Here is a 24,384-nt window from a genome sequence, read left to right as displayed (position 1 = left end):
CCATGGTGCCCCCCCTCCAACTCCGGCGCTGCGTCTCGTGTCAGGGGCTGTACGTTCCGGGCAACGGCCCCTGCCCTCGCTGCGGCATGCGGGAGGCGCTCGCGGTGGAGGTCCCGCCCCTCGGAACCGTGGTCGCCGTCACGGAGCTCACGAGCCCCGCCGAAGGTTGGAGCGCCCCTCACCGGATCGCGCTGGTCGAGCTCACCGAAGCGGTTCGCCTGCTCGGGATCGTGGAGGGTCCGTTGCCGGTGATCGGCGACACGGTCGGCATTCGCAAGGAAGGCGACGTGTATCGTTTCAACTCCGCGCCGCCCGGATAGGGATCACGGAGCGCGGGGAGGGGGACTTTCCGAAGGCCGGGACTCCCCCGGCCTCCCTTTGAACCCCCGAGGTGAAATCACCACAGGATTAGCAATCCTGCGCCTTACCGGGCTGGGCCATCCCCGCGCGATAACACCGAGAAGCGTCCGCCCTTAAACTCTGTGGCTTCGACGGCACGACCGCCGATAGCCTATTCACGCCCCCGTGCTCCTTCGGTCGAGGGTAGTCGATGCGCGTCACGCATGCGGGCGTGGTGGGAGCCGGAGCCATGGGATCGGCGATCGCCGAGGTCCTCGCGTTCAATGGGATTCCGGTAGTTCTCAAGGACGTCAGCGATGAGCTCGTGACGAAGGGCCTCGGCCGAGTGCGGGGCCACGTCGACGAGCTCGTCGCGTACAACGCCGGGCGCGCGGACACGGAGATCGAACGGATCGGAGCGCTCGGCGTCCAGCTCACGGATGCTCAGATCACGACGCTCCGCGCGAAGCTCGCGCCCAAGTTCACGCCGGCCCGTGGAGCGGAGGTGGTGGCACGCGTCCGCGGGACCACCACGTACGACGAGTTCCGGGACGTGGACTTCGTGGTCGAGGCGGTCTTCGAGCGCACCGAGGTCAAGCGGCCGGTGCTCGAAGCGCTCGACGCGGTCCTCCCCGAGCACGCGGTGATTGGTTCGAACACCTCCTCCCTCTCGATCACCCGGCTCGCCCGCGGTCTCCAGCACGTCTCCCAGACGCTCGTCACTCACTTCTTCAACCCGCCGTACACGCTCCCCCTGGTCGAGGTGGCGGGCGGCGTCGATACTCGAGAGGACGTCGTGACCGACACGATCGAATTCCTGCAGGGGCTGCGCAACCACCGATTCCCGATCGTTCCGATCCGGGTGAAGGAGTCGCCGGCATTTGTCGTCAACCGGATCCTCCTCCCGGTCCTCAACGAAGCGTGCTTCGTGCTCGAAGAGGGCCTGGCTTCCTCCCGGGACGTCGACCTCGCGATGAAGTCCGGGGCGGGGTTTCCGATGGGACCCTTCGAGCTCGCGGACCTCATCGGGCTCGATGTCGCCTTGGAAGTGTCGGAGACGCTCCAGCGCGAATTCGGCGACCCGAAGTACCGCCCCTCCCCGACGCTGCGTCGATTGGTCGATGCCGGGCACCTAGGTCGAAAGACGGGGCGCGGCTTCTACGAGTACTCCTGAGCCGCTTAAGCGACCGGCGCGCATCGGTGGACCATGAAGTTTCCTTCTCAGCCGTGGGCCAACGCTCTTCGCGCGGTGGTGAACCGAGACACCGAGTACGCCGACGCGGCACGCGGCTGGGAGGGTGACATTCTCCTGCGGGTGACCGGTGGTGCGGTCGATGCGCCCGCGCCCGGGATCCACCTCGATCTCGCGAACGGTCAGTGCCGCGGAGCCCAGTTCGTCGCGGACTCTCGGAGCACGGAGAGCGAGTTCGTGTTCGAAGCGTCGGCGGAGAACTGGCAGCGGGTGCTCGGCCGCCAGATCGACCCGGTGCAGGCCATCATGGGAGGCACTCTCAAGGTGCGGGGGAACATGGCGAAGCTTCTGCGGTTCACCCGGGCGGCACGTCAGCTGGTCCAGGACGTGAGCTCGATCCCGGTCGAGTAGGGAAGGGTCAACTCGGCGCCGGAGGCGGCGGGGCGGTCGCGACGGGGGCGGCCGAGGTCGCCGCGGCTGCCGCGGGACGCACAGCCGGGGAGGCCGCAGCGGGCGCGGCCGGTTTGCTCGGCACCGACGGCGGCTTCGGGGGCGGAGGCAAGAGCTGCCGACGGAGGAACCCGATGATGCGGGTCCAACCCTCTTCGGCGGTCGCGACATCGTAATGGGAGGAATCCCGAGAGAGGAAGTCGTGCCGCGCGCCGGGCAGATCCACGAACTCGAAGGCGCTGCGGGTCTCCATCCGAGCGTGGTCGAGCTGGGCCCGGGCCTTCTGGGCGAGGCGATCCCGGTCCCCCGAGATGCAGAGGATCGGCACGGTGACGAGCTTGGCGAGGTCCGGAGGATTCGTGCCCACCGGATAGGCGAGCGCCACGGCGGCGAGCTTGGGATCTTGAGCGGCGAGGGCGAGCGCGAGGCTCGCTCCGTAGCTCGTCCCGAAGAGCGCCGTGCGAGCCGGGTCCACCATGTCGCGGGCTCGAAGGGTATCGAGCGCGTCGGTGTAGAGCTCGAGGACCGTCGCGACCCGCTCGGACCGGATCGCGACCCCTCCACGGAACCGTACGTCTCCGCGGAGCGCGAAGTGGAGCGACGCGCCGAACCCCGCGCTCTTCGTCAGGTCGGGCAGCAGGACCTCGAATCCTTCTCGTGCGAACCGGATCGCCGCGTCCAGGACCGTGGTCGTCAGGCCGTAGACGTCGGGAGTGATGAGGACGGCGGGGTGGCGGACCGGCTTGGTCGGAGTCAGCACGATGGCCGGTGCGCTCCCGCCCGGGACCGCCTTGCTCGGAAACCAGATCCGTTCGCTGCGGTACGGGGGGAGCGGAGCGCCGGGGGCGTTCGTGCTCTTCCGCCAGGTTTTGTTGAGAAAATCGATGACGCAGAGCTTGAAGCGCTCCTTCTGCAGGACGATCACGGCCTGGCGGGTGCCGCAGACGTCGCAGACCCCGATGACGCCGCTCCCGAACTCCGCGTCCGGAAGGTCCAACAGCTTGTCGTCGTCTCGCATCGCCCTATCCCACCCACGCGCTCCATCCCGGCGAGCGGGGTACGAGTCTTAACCGTTACCGGCGGGTCGCGATCGGCCGGCCCGGCGGACAAGCCGGTCCCGGTCCCTCGGCATGAGAACGTCGAGCCCGGCGTTCACGAGTCGATCGGACAGATCTCGATCCGAGGTCACCACGAAGGCGTGACGCTCGACGGCGAGTTCCAAGATCGCGTCGTCGCCGCTTCCGGGGGAATCGATCGAGGCAAACCGCCCGGCCAGGGCCCGGGCGAGCCCCGCCTCCGGGGTCCCTCGCTGGAGGAGGCCGTCGAGCTCGCGGAGGACGGAGGCCGGCACCGCGATCCGTGTCGGTCCCACGAGGCGCTCGATCTCGGCTTCGAGAGGGAAGGTAGCCCGGGCGCACAGCACGAGCGCGTTGGCGTCGAGGAGGACGATCGGGGGGCCCCGATCGACGCTACGGCTTGCGGAGGACGACGTCGAGGGTGTCTCGGTCGTACTCCTGACCTCCGCGCCGTCCCCGGAGGAGGTAGCGCTGGGCCTTCTGATTGGCCGTCTTGGGGATCTCGTCCAGGAACTCGATGTACTTCGGCACCATGAAGAACGGAAGGCGCTCGCTCGCGAACTCGAACAGCGCCTTGGGGTCCACCGTCGCGCCGGGCTTGAGCTGCACGAACGCCTTCACGTCGTCCTCTCCGAGCGGGGAGGGGACGGCCACCACGACGGACTCGAAGACGGCGGGGTGGTGGTTGATCGCAGTCTCCACGTCATACGGCGCGATGTTCTCCCCGCGGCGGCGGATGACATCCTTCTTACGGTCGACGAAGTAGTAGTACCCGTCCGCGTCGCGCGTCACGTAGTCCCCCGTGTGGAACCACAGGTTCCTCCAGGCGTCGACGGTCTGTTCGGATTTGTTGAGATAGCCGAGGAACATCGTGAACGGTCGTCGGGGCCGAACGATCAGCTCGCCCCGCTCTCCGTTCGGCACGGGGCGATCCTGCTCGTCCACCACCTCGGCCTCGACGAAGTCGAGGGGAGTTCCGATCGAGCCGACCCGGATCGCGTTCGGGGGATTCATGAGCGTCGTGCACCCGCACTCGGTCATCCCGTAGAGCTCGATCACGGTCAGGCCGAAGCGCTTCTCGAACTCCGGCCAGATCTGCTTCGTCGTTCCGGCGGTGAGGGCGACGCGCACGGTGTGATGGCGATCGGTCGGCTTCTCGGGCTGCTTGTACAGCACGTTGATCATCGAGATCAACAGCGAAACGTGGGTCGCTCCCATCGCGGCGGCGGTCTCCCAGTAGGTGCTCGCGTGGAACCGCTCCTCGAAGGCGGCCGTGAGATCGTTGAGCATCGCGGCGAGGGTCGTCATCTCCTGGGCGTTGCAGTGGAACAGGGGGAGCCCCGTGAACAGCACCGCGCCGTCGTGAAGGCGGCTTCTTCGCCCGATCTCGGCCGAAGTAACGAGGTAGCCCTCGTGCGGCACGAGGACTCCCTTGGGAGGCCCGGTCGTGCCACTCGTGTACATGATCGCCGCGGCCTCCCACGGCTGCGGAGGGTCCACGGGACCGAGCGGCGCGTCGCTCGGCAACGATGCAAAGTTCGCGACGTCCGGTGGGAGCGCATCGACCGAAGTCCCCGGCGTGAGGATCCATTCCCTCGGGATAGGGCTCGGACCACGGACCGCGGCGTAGGTGGGCCAGAGCCGAACGTCAACGACGATCGCCTTCGGGGCGGCATCATCGAGCTCGTAGCGGAGGATCTCTCCCTTGAGGGCCGTGTTCAGCGGAACCAGGACGGCCCCGAGGCGGGAGAGCCCGAACCAGAGCGAGAGGAACTCTGGGCCGTTGAACAGGAACGCGGCGACCCGATCTCCGTGCCCGATTCCCGCGGCCTGGAGGCCGGAGGCCACTCGCCGACTCTCGCGATCGAGATCGCGATAGGAGAGGGTCTTGTTGCCGAAGCGTACCGCGACCTTCTCCTCGTTCTTCGCGGCCTTCGCGACCACGAGCGTCGCGAGGTCGTGATATTCCTCCTCGGGGCCGAGCATCCGGCGAGGCGGAGGCGTACGGCCCCATAAGCGTTCATCGGCGGGATTCCGCTTCCGGTGGAGGGGCTAAGAGCCGAGGGTCCATCGGGGCCCCCGTGAAATCGGGAACCCTCCCCTTTCGAGCCGACGCGCCGATCGTGCCGGAACTCTCCGCGGGTGCGGTCGTGGTCCACGAACCGAGCGGTGAGTTCCTGCTGATCCACCTCGCGGACGAGGACCGTTGGTGTCTCCCGAAGGGCCACGTCGACCCGGGAGAGTCCTTAGCGCAGGCCGCGCGTCGGGAGATCGTCGAAGAGACCGGCATCGATTCGGTGGACCTCCGAGAGGAGATTGGCGAGATCGCGTACCGCTTCTATCGGCCGCGCGAGGGTTCGAACGTGCTCAAGACGGCGATCTACTTCCTCGCCTACACCCCCACGCGGTCGGTTCGGCTCGAGCCGATCTTCGACCGACACGCATGGCTCGCGCCGGAAGAGGCCGTGAGCACCGTCACCTACGAGACCGACCGAACGGTCGTTGCGCGGGCCCGCGATCGGGTGCGTTCGCCCTGATCCCGGTCCCCGGGCCGGCCTAGCGGACCCGCCCGCCCTTGACCACGACCGTTCCGTCGATCGACAGCTCCGCGCCTCGTACGGTCAGCCAGCTACTGAAACTCGACTTGCTCTTGCCCCCGTAACCGGCGTTGGCGCCGATGCCGACGGTGATCGCGCCCAGTTCGCTATCCTCGAGCTCCGGCGAGACACGGAGCGCCGGGTCGAGTCCGATCTCGAGGAATGCCGGCCGATCCTTTCCATCGCCACCCATGGCGTAGGGCCCACGGAACCGGGCCCCTCCGGATGCGTAGCGAGCGGACCGTAGGCGTCCGTCCGAGAATTTCCAGGCGCCCTTCACCACCGGGCCGGAGGGGAGGTAGTTCTCCCGATCCGAAACGATCGTTCCCTCGGCCGTTGATTCATCCACCGAGACCACCACCGCCGCGGTCGGCACGCTCGCGAGCATGCCGAACCGGCGTTTCATGGTCTCCCGGGTCACCCGCCCGAGGAAGCTCCTCGCCTCCCGGTCCGCGAGCGCGAGGGATAGGTCGGTCCCGTTGGGATGCCGGATCCGTACGATCGTTCCGTGCTCCAGGGCGCGCCGGAGTCGGGCGCTGGGCCGATCGAACTCCGCCGGATTCCGCATACTGGCCGTAACGAGCTCTCGCTCCCACCGGCCCAGATTGACCCCGTAGTATCGCGCATTGGCCTCGGTGGCGCGGGCGATTTCCATGCGAAGGCCACGCAGACCGGCCTTCGTCGCAACCTCGTACCAGCGCGCATTGAACGCCGTCAGCGCCTCCTGGGTCGCGTCCGGCAACGCGCGCATCCGGCTTCGGTCCTCCGGTCCCCAGAAGTAGATGTAGACGTCGGAGTGCTCGAGTACGGCCCACTCGTGGGCCCCGGGTCGACCGAGGCCCGGCGCCCCGCCCGAGAGCACCTCCTTCCAGTAGGACGCCTCGTCGTCGTAGAGCAGGATCGGCTTCGCGCCGATCCGACGAGCTTGCCGCACGAACGCATTGGCCCAAGGCAAGGCGGTGGGCCACGCCTCGATCGTGACCGTCTCCTTCGGGCGGAGTTGGATCCTCTGGGACAGGACTCTTCGGGCGAGCAGATCGGGTTGTGCAGAATCCGGGGACATGGCCGTTCGAAGGCGAGTGCGTACTAAAGCGCGGCGCGCGCCGCTACGGCGGCGCCGGTGGCTCGCCCGGCACCCGGAACCGGGCGGAGGCCAACAGCGCGCGCGACTCTGGATATCCCGCATCGGCGTGGCGCGCGACTCCGATCCCGGGATCGTTGTGCAACGCCCGGCGGATCCGCTCGTCGGCCTCCGCCGTTCCGTCGGCCACGATCACGAGGCCCGCGTGGATCGAGTTCCCGATCCCGACGCCTCCGCCGTGATGGACCGAGACCCAGCTCGCCCCGCTCGCGACGTTCAGGAGGGCGTTGAGGATCGGCCAGTCGGCGATCGCGTCCGAGCCGTCCCGCATCGCCTCGGTCTCTCGGAACGGGCTCGCGACGCTCCCCGTATCGTGGTGGTCGCGTCCGATGGCGATCGGCGCGACGAGGTCGTGGTCGCGCACGAGCGCGTTGACGAGATGTCCGAAGCGCTCCCGCTCCCCGTAGCCCATGTAACAGATCCGGGCGGGGAGTCCCTGGAAGCGTACCTTCTCCCCGGCAAGCCGGATCCATCGGCAGAGCGGCTCGTTCTCCCGGAACTCGTCCAAGATCATCCGGTCGATTTGGCGGATGTCCTCGGGATCGCCGCTGAGCGCGATCCAGCGGAACGGCCCGCTCCCGACGGCGAACAGCGGCCGGATGTACTTCGGTACGTATCCGGGAATCTCGAACGCATCCGGTACCCCGGACTCCTTCGCCTGGGTCCGGAAGTTATTGCCGTAGTCGAACGTCTTCGCCCCCTGCCGTTGCATCGCGAGGATGGCCCGGGCCTCCATGGCGAGCGAAGCGCGGACCCGGACGAGGTAGGCCGCAGGGTCGTCGACACGAGCGCGGGCCGCTTCCTCCACCGTCAGCCCCTGCGGGATGTAGCCCACCCGCAGATCGTGGGCCGCCGTCTGATCGCTGACCACGTGGGGCACGATCCCCTTGCGCACGATCTCCGGGTACACGTCCGCCGCGTTCGCCTGAAGACCGACGGAGAGGGGCCGACGACCCTCGACCGCGTCGTGGACGAGCGCCAGCGCTTCGTCGAGCGAGGGGGCCTGCACATCGAGGTACTTCAGCCGGAGCCGGCGATCGATCGCGCGGGGATCGACGTCCACGATGAGGGCGACGCCGCCCAGCATCGTCACGGCCAGCGGCTGGGCTCCTCCCATCTCTCCGAGGCCACTCGAGAGCATCCAGTGTCCGGTGAGGTCCGGTGCTTGGAACTCGACTCGGCTCAGCGATGCGAGCGTCTCGTACGTGCCCTGCAGGATCCCCTGCGTGCCGATGTACACCCAGCTGCCGGCCGTCATCTGGCCGTACATGGTCAGGCCCCTCGCCTCGAGGTCCCAGAAGATCTCGTCGGTCGCCCAGCGGGGCACGATCATCGCGTTCGATATCAGCACGCGCGGTGCGGCGGGGTGCGTCGGAAAGATCCCGACGGGCTTGCCCGACTGCACGAGGAGCGTCTCGTCGTTCCCGAGCGTGCGAAGCGCCGCGACGATCCGATCGTACGCCTCCCAATTCCGCGCGGCCTTGCCGCGCCCCCCGTACACGATGAGATGATCCGGATCCCGAGCGACCTCGGGATCGAGATTATTCATCAGCAGGCGCAGGGCGGCCTCCTGGCTCCAGCCCTTGCAGGAAAGGTCCGGGCCCCGTGGGGCGTGGATGTTGTGGTGCGCGGGGTCGTTCGAAGCCACACCGGCTACCACCGGAGGCGCCATAAAGCGGCGACGGGGGGGCGCGACCTGATTTAAGTCCCCGAGACAGCATCCCCAACCCGGTGCCGCCGTAGCTCAGTTGGTAGAGCGGCTGATTTGTAATCAGCAGGTCGGGAGTTCAATCCTCTCCGGCGGCTCGCGCGTGCGAGGGCGGGTCGCGCGATCGATCCCCTTCAGGCCCCGAAGCCGTGCCAGAGCACTCGACAAGGGGGCGCACGGAGATGGGGGCGAGGAGGATTCCGCTGCCGGTGCTGCTGGCGACGAAGACGCGACTCCGAACGAAGCGGCTCGTTGCGTCGACCGGCCCGTGGAGTGTCGTCCGCAGCAGGAGGAGAGCGGGAAGGGTTCCGACCTCTCCCCTCAATCCACGGACCACGGGAACGATCGGCGGGCATCCGGCCGCTCCAGCAAGATGAGCGAGTCGACCTCCATACCTCCTGGCGCGCTGGCCCCGGCCGACCCATCCACCCCGAGCGATCCGAGGTTCTCCAGATCCGACCGCCCTCAGCCCACCACCTCGCCCAGCTCATCGCGGGTTGTCGGGCAGAGAACAGGGGACGGGAAACGGGGGTGTCTGGCCCGAGCCTCACCCGAACCGTTACAACCACACGAAGCTCGGCCCGGCGATGGCGACCGACCGGATCTTCTGCCGGTTCACGCGCAGCGACGCACCGTTCAGCATCCACGAGCTCCCTTCCGAGGACATCTGCCTGTCGGCGTTCCTGATCTTCAGTCCCCCCGGGGACCCGAAGCAGGTGCTGGTGGGACAGATGAACCCCGAGGCGCCGTGGGACCACTTCGCGGGCCTCGCTCGAGAGGAGGTCGAACTCAACGAGGGTCGCTGGGTCCTGCCGGCCTCGCATCTACTCTTCGGCGAGGGTCCCAATCACGCCGCGACCCGGATCCTGCGCGAGCAGCTGGGAAACCTCTCCGCCACGTGGGATCCGCCGATCCTGGACTCCCAGTTCTACGTGCCCCGCTCCCAGCACACCAAGCACTGGGATCTCCAGTTCATCTATCGGGGCCGCCTCGCCTCCTCCCGACTCCCGTCGCTGCATCCGTGGAAGAGGCTGCGCCTGGTCGATCTTGCGAAGGCGGCACCTTCCGAGTTCGGCCGATCGCACGAGGACATCCTCACGACCCTCGGTCTTCCGGCCGACGCATCCAGCGAACTCGCAGAGCCGTAGCGCCGCTCCGCCCGTCGCGTTGGGGGCCCACCTCCGCTCCGTCTAGAACGAGTTCACCACGAATCCGAGAAGGAATCCGGCCAGGACCCCGAAGTAGACCAGGCGCTGCTTCGAGAAGTGGGCCGTGGTGGTGCCTTCCTTGCGGAACGCGACCCGGATCATCGGCAAGATGACGTAGACGAGGGCTCCGATCGCGATCGCGTCGAAGAAGACCAGGATCTGCGTGTAGTACGCTCCCGGGTTCGTGCCGAGCAGGTAGCCCACCACTCCGCCGAGGATCGTCGTGAGACCGCCGATCATGAAGTACGCCACGATCCGGCCGCGCGGGCGTTCCGTCCGTCCCATGAACGGCGCTCCGATCGGGAAGCCTTCGGTGATGTTCTGGACGAAGAATCCGACGAAGATGACCCCGAGGAGGCTGACGTTGCCCGCGACCCAGTTGAAGCCGAAGACCAGGCCCTCGGTGAGGTTCTGGAATCCCATCCCGATCGCGATGATCAGCGCCACTCGGCTCGGATTGAAGTCGCCGAGCGAGGACTCTTGACCCTCCGCCTTGGCGAGCGCGGGCGCCCGATTATCGATGAAGTAGAGGATCACGTACGCGAGAGCGACTCCGCCCACGAACAGCGCGTCCAGTGTCGGGTTCGTCAGGTACTGAGCGCTTCCAACATTGACCGAGGCGACGTCGGAGAAGATGTCGGCGATCAGGAAGATCAGGATGCCGATCGCGACCGCGCTGAACATCACGATCCAGGCGACCGGGATCCGTCGGCTCATGACGAGCGGCAACGAGATGAAAATCGAGAGTCCCATGACCGCCGTGAGGACGAAGAAGGTCAGGAAGTCGGACATGCACGCCTCGAGGCCCGTCGGGATGCGGGGCGGATAATGGTTGCCGTGACGAAGCAACTGCGCCAAATCACACTGTGACCGTTCCGGTCCGTCGGTCGAGCGCGGCCAGGACGGGTGGCCCCCTCGCGACGATTATGCGCGGGGCGTACCTTTCCCTCGGCGAGGTTCTCCCATGGTCCAGAAGATCACCGAGGTCGTCGGCACGTCGAAGGAGTCGTTTGCGAAAGCGGTCGAGAATGCGGTGGAAACCACCGCGAAGAGCGTCCGGAACCTGAAGTGGTTCCGCGCCACCGAGTTCGAGGGCCGGATCGAGGGACAGAAGGTCGCGGAGTACCACGCGACGGTGCGGATCTACTTCGACTACGAGAACGAGTAACGCGATCCGACCCCGCGTGGGATCGACCTACACCGGGGAGGTCAGGAACCGGTCGATCGCGCCGCGGACGTGGGGGCCCGGCAGGAGGCCAGAGATCACGTCGACGACAACCCCGTCCGCGCTGAGGACGAAGGTAACTCGCTTCGAGAGTCCGAGGAGCCCGAGCACTCCGTACGAACGGGCGACGGCGTGGTCGGCGTCGGAGAGGAGCGGGAAGGGGACCCGGCAATCGGCGGCAAAGCGGGCCTGCCGTTCCACCGGATCCGTGCTGATTCCCACCACCTCGACCCCCTTCGCCTGGAGCTCGCGGTACCGTTCGGCAAACCCCTCGGCCTCCCGGGTGCACCCGGGGGTCCCGGCCCTCGGAAAGAAGTACAGGATCACCGGGCGGCCACGGTACTCGGAAAGCCGGAGCAGGCTCCCGTCTTGGCGAGGCGCGGCAAACTCCGGGGCCGTCGCACCTATCGGGATCGTCGGGCTCATGGCTCACTCGAAGATCCCACGCGCTCAAGACGACCCGCTCCGGGCGCCTCCGGCCCCAACTCCATCGACCGGGAGATACGATCGCTCTCCGGTTCGGAGAGGCCGGGTGCGTTCGCGAACGCGAGGAATTCCGCGAGTCGTTCCGCCGGCGGGAGCGGGACAAGGATCGATGCGACGCCCGGTAGGCCCGCGACGTACTGAAGCGCCGCCTGCGCCAGGGTCCGGCGATGTCCATCGGTGAGGAATCCGAATTCAAGGACCGGCGCCACCTCCTCCTGCCAGCGCCTCAATGGAGCGGGCACGCTCCGGCCTCCCGTCGCACTGAGGGAGCGATCCCATCTCGTTCCATCGAGACGACCCGCGGCCATTGGGTCCCGTGCAAAGAACGAGGCGGTTCGTTCGGTCGTCCGAAGAATGCCGGCCCACGTTCGGTCCAACAGCGAGATCTCCCCGCTCAGCGCCACTCCCGCAGGAACTGCGGTCGACTCAGCCACCGCGGACCGACGCAGGCTCCACCCTGCGATCTCCCCGGCCCGTTGGAGCTCCCGGAGGCACGCGGTGGCCTCGTCCTCCCATTCCGGATGGGAGGCGCTCCCGCGCCATTGGACCCAGCGGGCCAGGTCGGGCCGGGTGGGGATCTCCGCCAAGGACCTTCGGAGGCGAGCTTCGATCCCGGCATCGCCGCGGTCGAAGCGCCGCGATGCCGGATCGACTCCAAGCGCCGAAGGAGATCGCTCAAGCATCCACAGCGTGCCCGGTTCGAATCGATCGACGCGGTCGAGCATCGCCTCCGTACGCTTCGGATGGAGCGAGTCGGCCGTGTCGAAGAGTCGAGCGCCCCCTTCCTGGGCGATGGACACGAGCCGGCGTGCCGCGGGTTCGGCGGGGTGGATGGACGTCCAGATCGAGTCGAGCGAGAGGCCGAGGATGGAGGCCTCCCGATCGCCGCCGAGAATCCGACGAAGCTCCATGCGGAAGGGCCCGGAGCTTGGAGCCCGCCCGGCCCTATTAAGCGCCGCGAGAACTACCTGCCCGATGGTCGAACCCGGCCGGTCCGCGTCCGCACGTCTGCCTCTGTCAGAGCGGATGCGACCGATCCGGCTCGACGATCTTGCAGGCAACCCCCGGGCCCGCGCCGAGCTGCGGAACTGGGCCGAGGGCTGGACCCGGCCCGGGCCGCCTCCCACGCGCCGGGCCGCCATCCTGTCCGGGCCTCCCGGAGTGGGAAAGACGTCGGCGGCGCTCGCGCTCGCCGCAGATCTACGGTGGGGCGTCGTGGAGATGAACGCCTCCGACGCCCGCAACGCCGATGCCATCCAGAAGGTCGCGGGCCGGGCCGCCGGGCTCCGCACTCTATCGGAGGGACCGTTCGACCCGGTGCACCAACGGACCTTGATCGTGCTCGACGAGGCGGATTGCCTTACTGGCCGGCTCGGCGAGCAAGCGCGCAAGGCGCCCGCTCCGATCGGCTGGCGGGAGTACCTCCGCGGGCGGTACGGGACCGTCGACGCCCTGAACGTCACGTGGGGGCTCGGAAGGGCCGGAGCCCCGCCCGCGTTCGAAGGCTGGGAAGCGGTCCCCCGCGTCCCGGGCAATCATCGCTGGACGGCGCTCGCCCCGGCCCAACGCGATCTCGCGGACTGGCGAGGAAGCTCCCGCAAGATCGATCTTTCCGATCGAGGCGGAATCGGTGCGATCGCCGAGCTCGTGCGAACGACCCGACAGCCCCTCCTGCTGATCGTCAATGACGAACGGGAATTGACGCGGCACTCCGCGGCCCTGCGAACGGGGGTCGCGCGCATCCGCTTCTACCCGATCTCGGATGTCGACGTGCGTACCTGCATCACCCGCATCGCCCGCCGGGAAGGACTCGCGATCGAAGGCCGGGCCATCGAAAGCATCGTCCACCGAGCGCACGGCGATCTGCGCGCAGCGCTCAACGACGTCGATGCGATCTCGCCCCTACCTCCCGGGCCCGCGCAGATGAGCGCGCTCGGAAACCGAGATCTTGGCTCCGATCTCGCCTTCGTAACCGAGGAGGCCCTGACCCAAGCGCGATTCTACCGAAGCACCGAGGTACGGGACCGGGTGGATGCCACGCCGGAAGATCTCTTTCCATGGATCGAGGAGAATCTACCACGGTTCTCGGTCGACGCGGCCCACCGCGCCGCGGCCTACGTCCCTCTCGCCCACGCCGATCTGTATCTGAACCGCGCGCGTCGCTGGAGGAACTACGGACTGTGGAGCTACGCCTCCGAGCTGATGACCGGCGGAGTTGGCATCCGCGTCCGCGATCGCCCCGGCACCTCGACCGGACCGGCTCACTTTCCCGAGTTCCTCGGGGAGATGGGCCGCTCGAGGGGCGCGCGGGCCTTGCGGGAATCGATCGCGGGCAAGTACGGTGGAGCGTTCCATCTTTCGCGGGAGAAGGTGCGTGAGGTCGGTCTTCCGTTCTTGGAGGATTTCTTGCGGCCGGCGTCGAGCGGACCCACCGGCAGCCCTCTCCGCAACACCCAACGCTCTCTGGTCCGGGACCTCGAGCTGACCCCAGAGGAGATCGCCTACCTGCGGCACGTGGAGCCCGAGAGCCGCGCCGTCGAGGAGCTCCTGGCGCCGGACGAGGAAGTGCCGCGAGCGGCGGCCGCGCCGGCCCGACCCACCACCGCGAGCGCCGCCTCGGCGGCCCGCCGGGACGCCCAGCGCAGTCTCGGGGACTTCTGAGGGGAGGAGGCACGACGACGCGTGCGACGGACCCGACCGGCGTCGAGCGACGATCGGAGGATCGCCCGCGGGCCGTGGTCTCCTGGAGCAGCGGAAAGGACTCCGCGTACTCGCTCCATCTGGCCCGTCGTGCGGGCGAACTCGAGATCGTCGGCTTGCTCACGACGATCACGGAGACGTTCGCGCGGGTATCGATGCACGGGGTGCGGGAGGAACTGCTCGAACGCCAAGCGGATGCGGCCGGGCTTCCGCTCTATCCGGTATCGATCCCGTTCCCGTGCCCCAACGCGATCTACGAGGAACGGATGGGAGCGATGATCGCGCGACTGAGGGGGGAAGGGGTGAGCCGGATCGTCTTCGGGGATCTCTACCTCGAGGATATCCGCAGCTATCGAGAGGACAAGCTCCGCGGGACCGGGATCCGACCGGTCTTCCCCCTATGGGGACGCGCCACCCGCGACCTCGCCCACGAGATGATCGCGAGTGGGATGCGCGCCACGATCGTCGCCGTCGATTCCCGGAAGCTTCCCGGGACGTTCGCGGGGCGGTCGTTCGACGAGACCCTCCTGTGCGAACTGCCGGCCGGGGTCGATCCCTGCGGAGAGAACGGAGAGTTCCACACGTTCGTCTCCGACGGCCCGATGTTCCGGGCCCCCGTCGCCGTGCGACCGGGAGCGGTCGTGGAGCGCGACGGGTTCGTCTTCGCCGACCTCGAGCCGGCGTGATTGCAGTCTAGGCGAGCTTCGCGTGGACCGTGACGGCCACGTTGCCCTTCAGCGCTCCGGAGATCGGGCAGTTCTGTCCGGCACCTTGAGCGGCCTTCTCGAACTCCTCGGCGGAAATGCCGGGAACCGTGCCGACGACCGTGACCTCGCTCGTCGTCACTTTCCACGCTTCCCCGACCTTGTCGAACGTGACGGTGACGCTTACCTCGAGCCGCTGGGGAGGCTTCTGCATCCGCCCCAGACCCGCGGAGAGCGCCATCGAAAAGCAGGCCGCATGCGCCGCCGCGAGGAGCTCTTCGGGGCTCGTCTTTCCCCCGGAGGCTTCGGTACGCGAGGCCCAGCTCACCGCGACATCGGGAAGTCCCCCGCTCGTCCCGGTGACGTGACCGTGTCCCTTCGCCAGATCCCCTTCCCAAACCGCCTGGGCCGTGCGCTTTGCTACCATTCCCAGGCGGAGCCCGGCGGGCGATTTAATGGCTCTGCCGGAGGACTTCAGCACGCCGGCGCGCGTGCCATGGGCCATGCGGTTGAAGTACCGGCAGACGCTCCCGGAATTTCGTGGGGCGGGAGAAGGACGAGCTCGTACCGGACTTTATCCGCACCGCCGACTCGGTCGCGATCACCGAGGACACCGGCCGCCTCCTCGCCTTGAGCGACGGCGTATTCGCGTTCGCGATGACCCTGCTCGTCATCAACCTGTCGATTCCCTCGGCGGTGGCCCTGAACTCCCCACCCTACGCCGGCCTGCCCACCGGCGTGGCCATCTCCAGATTCCTTGGTTCGGAGACGAGCCTGTTCATCAGCTACGTCGTCGCATTCCTCGTCATCGCCGTGTGGTGGACGCTCCACCGCCGGATCTTCCGGCACATTCGCGGCGTCGACGCCATTCTCAACTGGACGAACATCGCGTTCCTCATGTTCATCGCGGTGACGCCGTTCGTGACCGGCCTCAACGGCCTCTACGGGTCCACGGGGGTCACGGTCGCGCTGTATTCCGCGGTCCAGTGCGCGGCGGGAATGACGATGGGCCTGATCGCGCTGCACGTCAGCGGCAAGCCCGAGCTCGCCCACCCGACGGCCGATCGGCTCTCCCTCGAGAGGACCGCCCAGACCTCCTTCCTGATTGCCGGCATCTTCTCGGTGGCCGCGAGCATCGCCCAGTACAATCCGACGTACGCCGGGTACGCATTCTACACGATCATCATCGTGACCTGGCACAGCGGCGGGCTCACCCACCGGGAGCGCCCAGTCCGCCCACGACGAACCCCTGCCCCTGCGACGGCTTCCTCGCCGGGAAGCTTATGATGGTGGTCGGCTCGGAACGCCTCGGATCATGAGCACGAGCCGCCTCGACCAGGGCCAGCGCACGGGGGCGATCGCGATGATTGTCGGCCCCATCCAGTTCGCCGTCGTGACGACCGCGGAGGCGCTCATCCTGATCGCGCAGGGCCAGAACTACAGCTTCCAGAACAATACGATCAGCAATCTCGGCGACCCGTCGCTCGTGGCGTTCCCGTACTATTGGATGCTCAACCTCTCGGCGATCGCGCTCGGCGCGCTCGTCCTGATTGGCCTGATGGCGATGCGCCGGGGAGTGCCGCCCGGAGCGTTCGGACGCCTCGGGGTCATCACCTACGCGCTCGTCGGCATTGGAGCGATCGGCGTCGGGATCTTCAACGAGCACCTCAACTATCCGATTCACATATCCGCCGCCTCGCTCGCGTTCATCGCGGCCGGGTTCACCCTACTCTTCGTGGGCCTCGCCGGCTGGGATGATTCCCACTGGCACGCGTGGACGATCCCGTCGATCGTGGGATTCTTCGTGACCGCGATCGCGCTCGTCATGTTCGGCCTCAACCTCTCCTGGCTCCTCGGTCACGGCGGGTGGGAGCGGCTGGTCGTCGCGCCGGCGCTCCTCTGGGTGATCGTGGTGGGGATCAAGTTCCTGCGCGAGGGCTCGTCCGGAGCCGCGCCCGTCCGCGCCGCCTGAGGAGGTCGACGTGCCCAAGCCCCCTTCGAAGGCGACGACTTCCCACGGCCCATCGGTACCGGAAGGAGCCGGAGCTTGGATCGAAGCGGATCGTGCGATCCGCTCGCTCGAGGTCGGCCCCGGACTGATCCGTTGGCTCGCGCATCTCTCTGGGGAGGGAGGCGAATCCGCCTGGACGAAGCCGGCGCTGATCAGCTTCTATGAAGAGAAAGCCGGCGAGACCGACACCGCAGAGCGGTTCTTCGCGGAGCTTCGAGAATTGGTCCTCGCAGTACAGGCGATCGAGGTCGGCCGACGCTATGCACCGTGGGCCTCGGTCACCGCCATCGCCGATGTCCCCACCTCCACGCTCGATCCAGCCGCGACTGCCGCCTCCCCCTCGGCCTGGCTCGCCCGGTGGGTCGGCTGCTGCCAACGAATCGCCGGGCGCTTCGAGGAGCTCAAGCCCTTCCTCGCGGATCTCGCCGAGGAGTCTCCCATCGTGCCCGACGAGGAGTCCGTTGGGATCAGCCAAGGGGAGGCTGGGGTGGCGGGGTTCGCCAAGATGCTCGATGCCCTCATCGAACCCATTCCTCCGCACATCGACATTCCCGGAGGGTCTGCGAAGGTCCCGAGCGGGGAAGATGCCCGCCTCTTCCGGGCCCTTGTGCACGATCTCCCGAGGGGACCGATCGAATCGGCCCTGCGCGGGCGAACGATCCGATACGAGGACGGCGTCGAACTGCGATTCCTGCGTTTCCCTCGCCTCGGGGATATGTCGTGGGATGGGTCTCCGAGCCGTCTGTACTTCCAGCTCGACGCGGATGACGCGCACCTCCCGACCGGCCTCGCGGCCACGCTCGGCACCTACGTCGGCCACGCGATGCCCGCGCTCGCCGCGGAGGGGAGCGCGTTCGCGGCCCGCTGCGCCCGCGCACGCGATCGCCTGCGAAGCGCTTTCTCTACGGAGCTCGTGACGATGGCGTTGACCGAAGAGCTCCCCAACGTGCGCGCCGGCGACACCGAGGATCCGTGAGCGACCCGGGTTCGCTCGCCACCGCACTCGACGAGGCCGGGCTCTCCGCGGGAGAGTACGGGGGTCGAGTCACGGCTCCGGAGCTGCGTCGCGTGCTCGAAGCGCATCTGGAGGCGAAGTGGCCGCCGATCTTCATCTGGGGGCCCCCCGGCGTCGGCAAGAGTTCGATCGTCCGCCAGATCGCGGAGGCCGGGAACCTACGGGTCATCGATCTGAGGATGCTCCTGATGGATCCGGTCGATCTTCGCGGGCTCCCGGTGCCGTATCGGGGGAAGGTCCGCTGGGCGCCCCCGGAGTTCCTGCCGTCGGGCGGCAAGGGGATCCTGTTCCTGGACGAGCTCAATGCGGCTCCTCCGCTCGTACAAGCATCCGTCTACCAGCTCGTTCTCGACCGCAAGGTGGGGGAGTACTCCCTTCCTCCGGGTTGGTACGTGGTCGCGGCCGGGAACCGGGAGAGCGACCAGTCGATCGCTCACGCGATGCCCTCCGCGCTGCTCTCCCGGTTCGAACACCTCGAACTCGTCCCCGACCTCGAGAGCTGGAAGAGCTGGGCGTTCGGCGCCGGGATCGATCCGTCCGTCATCGCATTCCTGGAGTTCCGGCCCACGCTTCTCTCCCAGTCACCGGGGAGCTCGAAGGCGTACCCCTGCCCACGCACCTGGGAGATGGTCAGCCGGGTCCTCGCGCTCGATCTCGGAGACCGGGAGATGCGAGCGGCGATCGAGGGATGCGTCGGAGCGGGCCCCGCGACCGAGTTCGATCTCTTCCGCAAGTCGCTCAACGCGCGGCCGAGTCTCGAGAAGATCATCGCCGGGGCCGACCTGATCCCGCCGGACCCTGCGACGGGCTACGCGGTCGTCACCGGGCTCGTGGCTCGCTACGCGCGCGAGAAGGGCCGGGTGCCGCGCATGATTGAATACGCGCAAGCGCTCGGCAAGAACGGTCTCCGCGAGCTCGAGGTACTGCTCATACGGGACCTGGTGCGCGCGAACCCCTCCGCCGCCCAGCTGCCGGCGTTCCGCGCGTGGGCGGCGCAGAACGTCGAGGCGCTGGGCTGATGGCCCGAGCGCGACGGCGGTCCGGCCCTCGCGCGGCGCGCCCATCTCGTGGGCCGGAGTCGCCGGTCGTCGCACCCCTCGAGTCGACTCTCGATCTCGAAGCCGCGCGGATCCTGGAGGGCGCGCGCTTCCACTTCCTCATGCGCAACCCGTTCCTCGGCGTACTCGCACTCGGAATGCCCTGGAAGGAGTCGACGACGGTGCGCAGCATCGCGTGCGACGGTCGGGTCCTGTACTACCGCCCCGATTTCGTTCGAACGGCGCCCCCGATGCGGCTCGAGGGCCACTTCCTCCACGTGCTGCTGCATTGGGCTCTCGGGCACCCGTGGCGGGGCGAAGGGCGCGACGCGCGCAAGTGGCAGAGCGCGAGCGATCTCTCCCTCGTCCCGCTGTTCCTTCGGAGCGCCTACGACTATCGCGAGGTCCTGCCGCTCAAGGCACCGGTCGATCTCGCACGGGATCGCTCGACCGAAGAGATCTACGCCCTCCTGCCGCCGCCCGAGGAGAACCCGCCGGAGGATGCGATCGTAGCGGACATCGCCGAGTGCTGGCAGGAACCGTCCGGGGAAGCGAGCTCGGGCCGCGATCTCCAGGAGCGCTGGCGCGACCGGATCGTCCAGGCGGCGCAGTCGATGGCCTACACGGGGGAGGGCCGAGAGGCGGCCGAAGAGATCCTCGCATCGATCGGCCGCCCGCAGCTCTACTGGCGATCGGAGCTGGTCCGCTTCCTGCAGCGTGCGTACGCACAAGACTACTCGTGGATCCCGCCGAACCGACGCTATCTTTCGGTCGGGCTCATCCTCCCCGGCACTCGGACCCGGTCCGTGGGCACCCTCGCGATCGCGATCGACACCTCCGGTTCCATCGATCCGGCGAGCGCGCGCGCATTCCTCTCCGAGGTCCAAGGCATCGCGGATCTCGTGGGTGGATCCGGCCGCTTGGTGGTCCTCGAGGCGGACGACGCAGTCCGATCCGTGCGAGAGATCCGACCCGGGGTTCCCGTCCCTCTCGAGTTCCACGGGCGCGGAGGTACGGATTTCCGCCCCGCGTTCGAGTGGGCCTCGCGCTCCGGCGCGATCCGTCCGACCGGGTTGGTGTACCTCACGGATGGGCAGGGCACGTTCCCGGAGCGAGCTCCTCCGTTCCCCGTGCTCTGGGTCATGCCACAACCCGTGCGGGTCCCCTTCGGCGCCGTCGTGGCGCTTCCCGGGCTGTAGACCTCGAGCCCGGCCTCCCACCTGCGGAAGCCGCACCGAGTCAAGGGTATCTCCTCGCCGGTCCATCCGACACCATGGAACGAACGCGAACTCGGACCCGATCGCCGAACTGGAAGGCCCTGCGGCAGAGCTGGGACGAGATGCAGGCGCTGCACATCCCCGAGCGCGAGGCGCGGTTCGAGGCGATGACCGAGATCCTGTCGGTCGCGTTCCCGTCCCGATTCCGCGCGCTGGACATCGGCTGCGGCACCGGCTCTCTCTCGGAACGGGTCCTCCGACGCTGCCCCGGCGCCCGGGTCGTCGCGATCGACCACGATCCCGTCCTGCTCGCGATCGGTCGGAACGGGCTCGGAACCGTCCACGATCGGTTGACGTGGGTCGATGCGGACCTGCGGGCTCCGGATTGGGACCGATCGGTGCCCCGCGGGCGCTTCGACGCGGCCGTCTCGACGACCGCGCTGCATTGGCTGAAGCCTCCCGAGCTTCGCCGGTTCTACAAGGGACTTGCGCGACGACTTCGACCGGGGGCGATCTTCCTCAACGGGGATAGTCTGCCTGCGGACCCGGGGAGCAAGAGCCGGATCGTTCGCCTCGCCGGGGAGATCCGTCATCACCGGGCTCGCGACCGTGCCCTGGCCGATGCTCGGCCGTGGTCAGAGTGGTGGCGGGAGGTCTCGAAGGAGCCCGGCCTCGGGGAAGAGTGGGCCGAGCACGAGCGTCGATACCCGCACGCGCACGGCAACGACCCCGCCTCGGGATTGAATCTGCACTGGCGCGCGCTGGTCACGGCGGGCTTCCGCGAGGTCGGCGTTCTCTGGCAGGATCTCGATAACCGGGTCCTGGTGGGTGTCCGCTAGCCCCATGCCCTGCCGCCGCACGGCCGGCAGAGTAACGCTTAAAGAAGGGCTACCGACCCTCTGAACGAGGGAGGCGTCCACGATGAACGATCTCGGCTTCCTCCTGGCGGTCGTCGCCAGTACGTTCGTCGTCGTGGACCCGGTCGGAACGCTCCCGTTCTTCGTCGGTCTGACGAGCGAGTTCTCCCCGGAGGACCGAGAGCGGATCCTGCGCCGAGCCGTCCTGATCATGACGGGGATCTTGGTCGCCTTCACCCTGGTCGGTCGGTTCCTGTTCACGGCCTACGGGTTCGGGTTCCCAGCGTTCGAGATCGCCGGCGGGATCCTGTTGTTCATCATCGCCTACGACATGCTGCGGGGGGAGATTGGACCGACCAAGCTCACGCACGCCGATCGGGAGGACGCGGCCCAGGCACGGGACGAGGTCGCGGTCTTCCCCATCGCGATCCCGCTCCTCGCCGGCCCCGGCGCGATCTCGACCGTGATGATCTATGAGTCGAGCGCGTCGAGCGACGCTCTGGGCATCTCGGCGACCTTCATCGCGATCGTGATCGTGGGGATCGCGACGTACGTAATCTTCCGGTACGGCCAGATCATCCTGCGCGGCCTCGGCCGGGTGGGCGTCATGGCGATGACCCGGATCTTCGGCCTGTTGCTCGCGGCGGTCGCGATTCAGTTTGTGCTCAACGGAGCCATCGCCATCATCCCGCAGCTATAGGCGCCGACGGAGGTCTACGGTTCGGATTCGTTCCCGCGAGGCAGGTACCGGGCAGCGGCGCGGCTTCCGAGGGCATCTTCGGTGGGCTCCGGGCTCGCGAATCCCCGCTGTTTCGCTGCCCTCAGGATCGCCTCCAAGGCCTTGACCCGTCGTGCAAGCATCTGGTTGTCGCGGAAATATTCGGCCGCTTGAAAGTGGCTCACCGCGCGCTCCTGCGCCGCGTGGACGAGCGCGAGAGAGAGAGCCCGGACCCGATCCCCGTCCTTCACGGCCGCGGGTGAGTCGGGGCGAGGAAGGATCGCGAGCACCGTGAAGAGCCACGCCTCGAACGCCTCCCCATCCACTGCGTCCACGTCGATCCAAGGCGCAAGCGCCCTGCGTAGTTCCGCCGAAAGGGCGATCTTCTCAGAGGACACGCTCTGCTCGGCACGTGTCACGTTCCGCCTTGCTCCACCCATTTCCTCCTCCCAGGAGTCATTGGCGTCGAGGGCGGTTCCCGCGCGTGAGCGCGGCGGCTGACTCCACAGCCGTCGGCGATTGCAATACGATGGCGTGGCTTGAGTCTTTCCCGCTCAGGAGCGAGTACGGCGCCGGCCCGCCGTCGTTGCGCGGCGCGGTCGGGCCTTGGCCGGCGTCTTCGGCGCCGGCTTGCGCGCCCGGGCGGCTAGCTGCCTGCGAGTCATCTCGAGGATCGCGCCGGAGGGCGAGCTCGGGTTCGCGTCTTTCAACCAGGCCTTCTCCCCGGCCCGGATGGCGATCGGCAGATCGTTCTCGGCGGGCGGGAAGCCACATTCGTAGGCGTCCGTGTACGCACAGTACGGATTGAACGCGGCGTTGAAATCGAGATCGTAGCGGTCGTCTTCTGTCAAGGTGAAGACGAGGTAGCGTCCCGGTCCGTAGGACTCCTTTCCGCTCGTGCGGTCGCGGAACGGTACGAAGACGCTCGTCCCTACTCCCTCCCCCGCGTGGTAGACCCGAAGACGATGGCGGTGTCCTTCCAGGGAGAAGACCAGGTCCCCCAGGTACCGCATGACGGCGGAACCGTCGCGGTTGGTGCGCAGGAACGCCTCCTCGGGGGTCGCTCGGCGCTCGAGCCGCGCCGGCAGGCGGTACTTGGCGTCGACCGGAAAGTAGTTCAGAGGGTTGAAGGGAACCCGTTCGGCCACGAACGGTGACTCCGTATGACGGGCCATGAACTCGTCCTTGAGCGCGCGCTCCTCCTCGATAGCCTTGCGCCACTCGCTCTCGATTCCGGGCATGCGAGCCTGTCCGACCGGTCGGCTGCCTTAACGGTTCGCCGGGGGGATCACGCGTATCCGAACTGGCGTTTCGCGAAGTCGCTCATCCGGTCCGGCGTCCAGGGGGGATCCCAGATCATATCGACCTTGGCGGAGTGCACGTCGGGCACTTTCTCCATCGCGGCCTTGATCTCGTCGGCGAGGATCCCGGCGACCGGGCAGCCGGGCGCGGTCAGGGTCATTCGGAGGACGACATCATCGCCCGTCCAATCGAACCCGTAGATGAGGCCGAGATCGACGATGTTCATCGGGATCTCCGGGTCGTAGATCTTCTTGAGTTCGGCGACGAGTTTCGCTTCCCGTTCCGCGTAGAGCCCGCCCTGCCCCGTGACCACGGGGGAAGCCCCGGGCGCGGAAGCGGGTGTACTGGCGGGAGCGACGGGAGGGGACGGCACGTCTTCGGACATACGAAGGTGTACACCGGCACGCTTCGTATAAGGCGTACTCCCGCCGGGTGTCCGTGCTAGAGCGCCGGGGGAACGAGTTAAAGACCCTCTTCTCGTGGAGCGACCGATGAAGGACGTCCACGCGATGGCGCCGACGCGCGGGCGGTACGAGCTCCGCCAGGTCGGGATCACCGGGATCCGCAAACCGATCCACGTCATCCGCGACGGGATCGACCACGTCCTCAGCGCGAGCTTCAGCGTCGCGGTCGACCTTCCGGCCCACCGCAAGGGATCCGATCTCTCTCGGAACGCGGAGCTCCTGGCGGAGATCGTCGACTGGACCGCGCAGAAGCCCGTGGAGAGCTTCGAGGCCGCGTGCGCCAAGATCGCCGAGGAGCTCCTCGTACGGCACCAATACGCGAACGACGCGACCGTCAGTGCGGAGGCGGAGTTCTTCCTCAGGAAGGGGATCGCTCCGGGGCGAGAGAGCTTCGAGGATTTCACCATCCTCGCCGAGACCCGCGCCCACCGGGGGGCCGACGGCCAGGTGACCCTGACCCGGGGCATCGGCGCCGAGGCCGTCGGGATGACGGCGTGTCCCTGCGCGATGGAGACGTGCCGCGAGCGCCTGACGGCCGAGTACCCGCTGCTGGCGGATCCTTCGCTGAAGGGTCTGCCGATGATCACCCACAACCAGCGCAACCGCACGCGTCTATTGTTCGAGCTCCCACCGGGGATCGAGGTCGATGCCACGCATCTGTTGGAGGCAATCGAGCACGCCCAGTCCTCGCCGACCTACGCGATCCTCAAGCGCGGAGACGAGGCCCAGCTCGTCCTGAACGCCCACCGCAATCCGAAGTTCGTCGAGGACGTGATGCGCGATCTGCTCGCCGATCTCCCCGCCCGGTTTCCCAAGATACCGGACCACGTCGTCGTGCGCGTAGGAACCGTCAGCGAAGAGTCGATCCACAAGTACAACGTCGAATCCTCGCACGAGACGACGTTCGGCGAGCTCCGTCGACCATCGGAGTCGTAGG

General features: G+C 67.8%; 28 protein-coding genes and 2 tRNA genes. 17 read left to right on the top strand and 13 right to left on the bottom strand.

The window, feature by feature from the left end; all coding sequences use genetic code 11:
- Positions 1–2 precede the first annotated feature (2 nt).
- Positions 3–320, top strand: coding sequence for an OB-fold domain-containing protein (locus VMV28_07105; protein HUZ80365.1), 318 nt, complete (start codon positions 3–5; stop codon positions 318–320).
- 11 nt (positions 321–331) lie between these two features.
- Here the strand turns inward: VMV28_07105 and VMV28_07100 are convergent.
- Positions 332–447: transfer RNA gene (locus tag VMV28_07100), tRNA-Ser, on the bottom strand.
- Between the two features lie 103 nt (positions 448–550).
- Here VMV28_07100 and VMV28_07095 point away from each other — a divergent pair.
- Positions 551–1,513 (top strand): 3-hydroxyacyl-CoA dehydrogenase family protein, encoded by a 963-nt coding sequence (locus tag VMV28_07095; GenBank protein HUZ80364.1) that lies wholly within the window; start codon positions 551–553, stop codon positions 1,511–1,513.
- A 33-nt stretch (positions 1,514–1,546) separates the two neighbouring features.
- Complete coding sequence (locus tag VMV28_07090; GenBank protein ID HUZ80363.1) at positions 1,547–1,942, top strand: SCP2 sterol-binding domain-containing protein; 396 nt, start codon at positions 1,547–1,549, stop codon at positions 1,940–1,942.
- Positions 1,943–1,949: 7 nt separating this feature from the next.
- On the opposite strand, the gene VMV28_07085 is transcribed toward VMV28_07090, so the two are convergent.
- The 3 genes from VMV28_07085 to VMV28_07075 are packed head-to-tail and all read right to left on the bottom strand — an operon-like array spanning position 1,950 to position 5,043.
- Positions 1,950–2,999 carry an alpha/beta family hydrolase gene (locus tag VMV28_07085; protein ID HUZ80362.1) on the bottom strand — a complete coding sequence of 350 codons (1,050 nt, stop codon included), beginning with the start codon at positions 2,997–2,999 and terminating at the stop codon, positions 1,950–1,952.
- Between the two features lie 48 nt (positions 3,000–3,047).
- Entirely contained in the window at positions 3,048–3,431 is a 384-nt protein-coding gene (locus tag VMV28_07080; protein ID HUZ80361.1) for a twitching motility protein PilT, read from the bottom strand.
- 19 nt (positions 3,432–3,450) lie between these two features.
- Positions 3,451–5,043 carry an AMP-binding protein gene (locus VMV28_07075; GenBank protein HUZ80360.1) on the bottom strand — a complete coding sequence of 531 codons (1,593 nt, stop codon included), beginning with the start codon at positions 5,041–5,043 and terminating at the stop codon, positions 3,451–3,453.
- A gap of 95 nt (positions 5,044–5,138) precedes the next feature.
- On the opposite strand from VMV28_07075, the gene VMV28_07070 reads away from it, so the two are divergent.
- Positions 5,139–5,594 (top strand): NUDIX domain-containing protein, encoded by a 456-nt coding sequence (locus VMV28_07070; protein HUZ80359.1) that lies wholly within the window; start codon positions 5,139–5,141, stop codon positions 5,592–5,594.
- A gap of 19 nt (positions 5,595–5,613) precedes the next feature.
- On the opposite strand, the gene VMV28_07065 is transcribed toward VMV28_07070, so the two are convergent.
- The gene (locus VMV28_07065; protein ID HUZ80358.1) at positions 5,614–6,717 is read right to left on the bottom strand and encodes a hypothetical protein; all 1,104 of its coding nucleotides are present in this window, start codon (positions 6,715–6,717) and stop codon (positions 5,614–5,616) included.
- A 43-nt stretch (positions 6,718–6,760) separates the two neighbouring features.
- Positions 6,761–8,467 (bottom strand): urocanate hydratase, encoded by a 1,707-nt coding sequence (gene hutU, locus VMV28_07060; GenBank protein HUZ80357.1) that lies wholly within the window; start codon positions 8,465–8,467, stop codon positions 6,761–6,763.
- A 61-nt stretch (positions 8,468–8,528) separates the two neighbouring features.
- Between hutU and VMV28_07055 the strand changes: the two genes are divergently transcribed.
- Together VMV28_07055 and VMV28_07050 are read left to right on the top strand one after the other, a co-directional pair.
- A tRNA-Thr gene (locus VMV28_07055) sits at positions 8,529–8,601 on the top strand.
- Between the two features lie 489 nt (positions 8,602–9,090).
- Positions 9,091–9,651, top strand: coding sequence for a hypothetical protein (locus tag VMV28_07050; protein ID HUZ80356.1), 561 nt, complete (start codon positions 9,091–9,093; stop codon positions 9,649–9,651).
- A gap of 42 nt (positions 9,652–9,693) precedes the next feature.
- On the opposite strand, the gene VMV28_07045 is transcribed toward VMV28_07050, so the two are convergent.
- Positions 9,694–10,503, bottom strand: a complete 810-nt coding sequence (locus VMV28_07045) for a hypothetical protein (GenBank protein HUZ80355.1) — start codon at positions 10,501–10,503, stop codon at positions 9,694–9,696.
- Positions 10,504–10,675: 172 nt separating this feature from the next.
- On the opposite strand from VMV28_07045, the gene VMV28_07040 reads away from it, so the two are divergent.
- Positions 10,676–10,879, top strand: a complete 204-nt coding sequence (locus tag VMV28_07040) for a dodecin family protein (protein ID HUZ80354.1) — start codon at positions 10,676–10,678, stop codon at positions 10,877–10,879.
- A 27-nt stretch (positions 10,880–10,906) separates the two neighbouring features.
- Here the strand turns inward: VMV28_07040 and VMV28_07035 are convergent, their stop codons facing one another.
- Positions 10,907–11,362 (bottom strand): peroxiredoxin, encoded by a 456-nt coding sequence (locus VMV28_07035; GenBank protein ID HUZ80353.1) that lies wholly within the window; start codon positions 11,360–11,362, stop codon positions 10,907–10,909.
- Positions 11,359–12,333, bottom strand: a complete 975-nt coding sequence (locus VMV28_07030) for an aldo/keto reductase (protein ID HUZ80352.1) — start codon at positions 12,331–12,333, stop codon at positions 11,359–11,361. Before VMV28_07030 ends, VMV28_07035 begins: the two co-directional genes overlap by 4 nt.
- Before the next feature lie 64 nt (positions 12,334–12,397).
- On the opposite strand from VMV28_07030, the gene VMV28_07025 reads away from it, so the two are divergent.
- Together VMV28_07025 and VMV28_07020 are read left to right on the top strand one after the other, a co-directional pair.
- A complete protein-coding gene (locus VMV28_07025) occupies positions 12,398–14,083 on the top strand; it encodes an AAA family ATPase (GenBank protein HUZ80351.1) in 1,686 nt (561 codons plus the stop codon).
- A 74-nt stretch (positions 14,084–14,157) separates the two neighbouring features.
- Entirely contained in the window at positions 14,158–14,808 is a 651-nt protein-coding gene (locus tag VMV28_07020) for an ATP-binding protein (protein HUZ80350.1), read from the top strand.
- A gap of 7 nt (positions 14,809–14,815) precedes the next feature.
- Here the strand turns inward: VMV28_07020 and VMV28_07015 are convergent, their stop codons facing one another.
- Positions 14,816–15,253 carry an OsmC family peroxiredoxin gene (locus VMV28_07015; protein HUZ80349.1) on the bottom strand — a complete coding sequence of 146 codons (438 nt, stop codon included), beginning with the start codon at positions 15,251–15,253 and terminating at the stop codon, positions 14,816–14,818.
- A gap of 113 nt (positions 15,254–15,366) precedes the next feature.
- Here VMV28_07015 and VMV28_07010 point away from each other — a divergent pair, with 113 nt between their 5' ends.
- The 7 genes from VMV28_07010 (at position 15,367) to VMV28_06980 (ending at position 21,663) form a co-directional block, all read left to right on the top strand.
- Positions 15,367–16,113: a TMEM175 family protein gene (locus VMV28_07010; protein HUZ80348.1), complete on the top strand. Its 747-nt coding sequence runs from the start codon at positions 15,367–15,369 to the stop codon at positions 16,111–16,113.
- 28 nt (positions 16,114–16,141) lie between these two features.
- Positions 16,142–16,798: a DUF998 domain-containing protein gene (locus VMV28_07005; protein HUZ80347.1), complete on the top strand. Its 657-nt coding sequence runs from the start codon at positions 16,142–16,144 to the stop codon at positions 16,796–16,798.
- 10 nt (positions 16,799–16,808) lie between these two features.
- Positions 16,809–17,813 (top strand): hypothetical protein, encoded by a 1,005-nt coding sequence (locus VMV28_07000; protein HUZ80346.1) that lies wholly within the window; start codon positions 16,809–16,811, stop codon positions 17,811–17,813.
- Complete coding sequence (locus VMV28_06995) at positions 17,810–18,871, top strand: MoxR family ATPase (protein ID HUZ80345.1); 1,062 nt, start codon at positions 17,810–17,812, stop codon at positions 18,869–18,871. The genes VMV28_07000 and VMV28_06995 overlap by 4 nt, the downstream gene beginning before the upstream one ends.
- The gene (locus VMV28_06990; protein ID HUZ80344.1) at positions 18,871–20,088 is read left to right on the top strand and encodes a VWA-like domain-containing protein; all 1,218 of its coding nucleotides are present in this window, start codon (positions 18,871–18,873) and stop codon (positions 20,086–20,088) included. Before VMV28_06995 ends, VMV28_06990 begins: the two co-directional genes overlap by 1 nt.
- A gap of 74 nt (positions 20,089–20,162) precedes the next feature.
- Positions 20,163–20,945 (top strand): class I SAM-dependent methyltransferase, encoded by a 783-nt coding sequence (locus VMV28_06985; protein HUZ80343.1) that lies wholly within the window; start codon positions 20,163–20,165, stop codon positions 20,943–20,945.
- A gap of 82 nt (positions 20,946–21,027) precedes the next feature.
- Entirely contained in the window at positions 21,028–21,663 is a 636-nt protein-coding gene (locus VMV28_06980) for a MarC family protein (GenBank protein HUZ80342.1), read from the top strand.
- Between the two features lie 14 nt (positions 21,664–21,677).
- On the opposite strand, the gene VMV28_06975 is transcribed toward VMV28_06980, so the two are convergent.
- From VMV28_06975 to VMV28_06965, 3 genes are all read right to left on the bottom strand, one after another.
- Positions 21,678–22,100 (bottom strand): hypothetical protein, encoded by a 423-nt coding sequence (locus VMV28_06975; GenBank protein ID HUZ80341.1) that lies wholly within the window; start codon positions 22,098–22,100, stop codon positions 21,678–21,680.
- A 135-nt stretch (positions 22,101–22,235) separates the two neighbouring features.
- On the bottom strand, positions 22,236–22,922 hold the full coding sequence (locus VMV28_06970; GenBank protein HUZ80340.1) for a DUF1684 domain-containing protein: 687 nt from the start codon (positions 22,920–22,922) through the stop codon (positions 22,236–22,238).
- Between the two features lie 47 nt (positions 22,923–22,969).
- A complete protein-coding gene (locus tag VMV28_06965) occupies positions 22,970–23,368 on the bottom strand; it encodes an iron-sulfur cluster assembly protein (GenBank protein HUZ80339.1) in 399 nt (132 codons plus the stop codon).
- 106 nt (positions 23,369–23,474) lie between these two features.
- On the opposite strand from VMV28_06965, the gene mptA reads away from it, so the two are divergent.
- Positions 23,475–24,383, top strand: a complete 909-nt coding sequence (mptA, locus tag VMV28_06960) for a GTP cyclohydrolase MptA (protein ID HUZ80338.1) — start codon at positions 23,475–23,477, stop codon at positions 24,381–24,383.
- The last annotated feature ends 1 nt before the right edge of the window (position 24,384 follow it).

It is taken from the genome of Thermoplasmata archaeon, assembly GCA_035532555.1.
GTDB lineage: Archaea > Thermoplasmatota > Thermoplasmata > Lutacidiplasmatales > UBA184 > Lutacidiplasma.
Note: the sequence above shows the minus strand (reverse complement) of the source record. Positions and strands in the feature narration are given on the sequence as shown.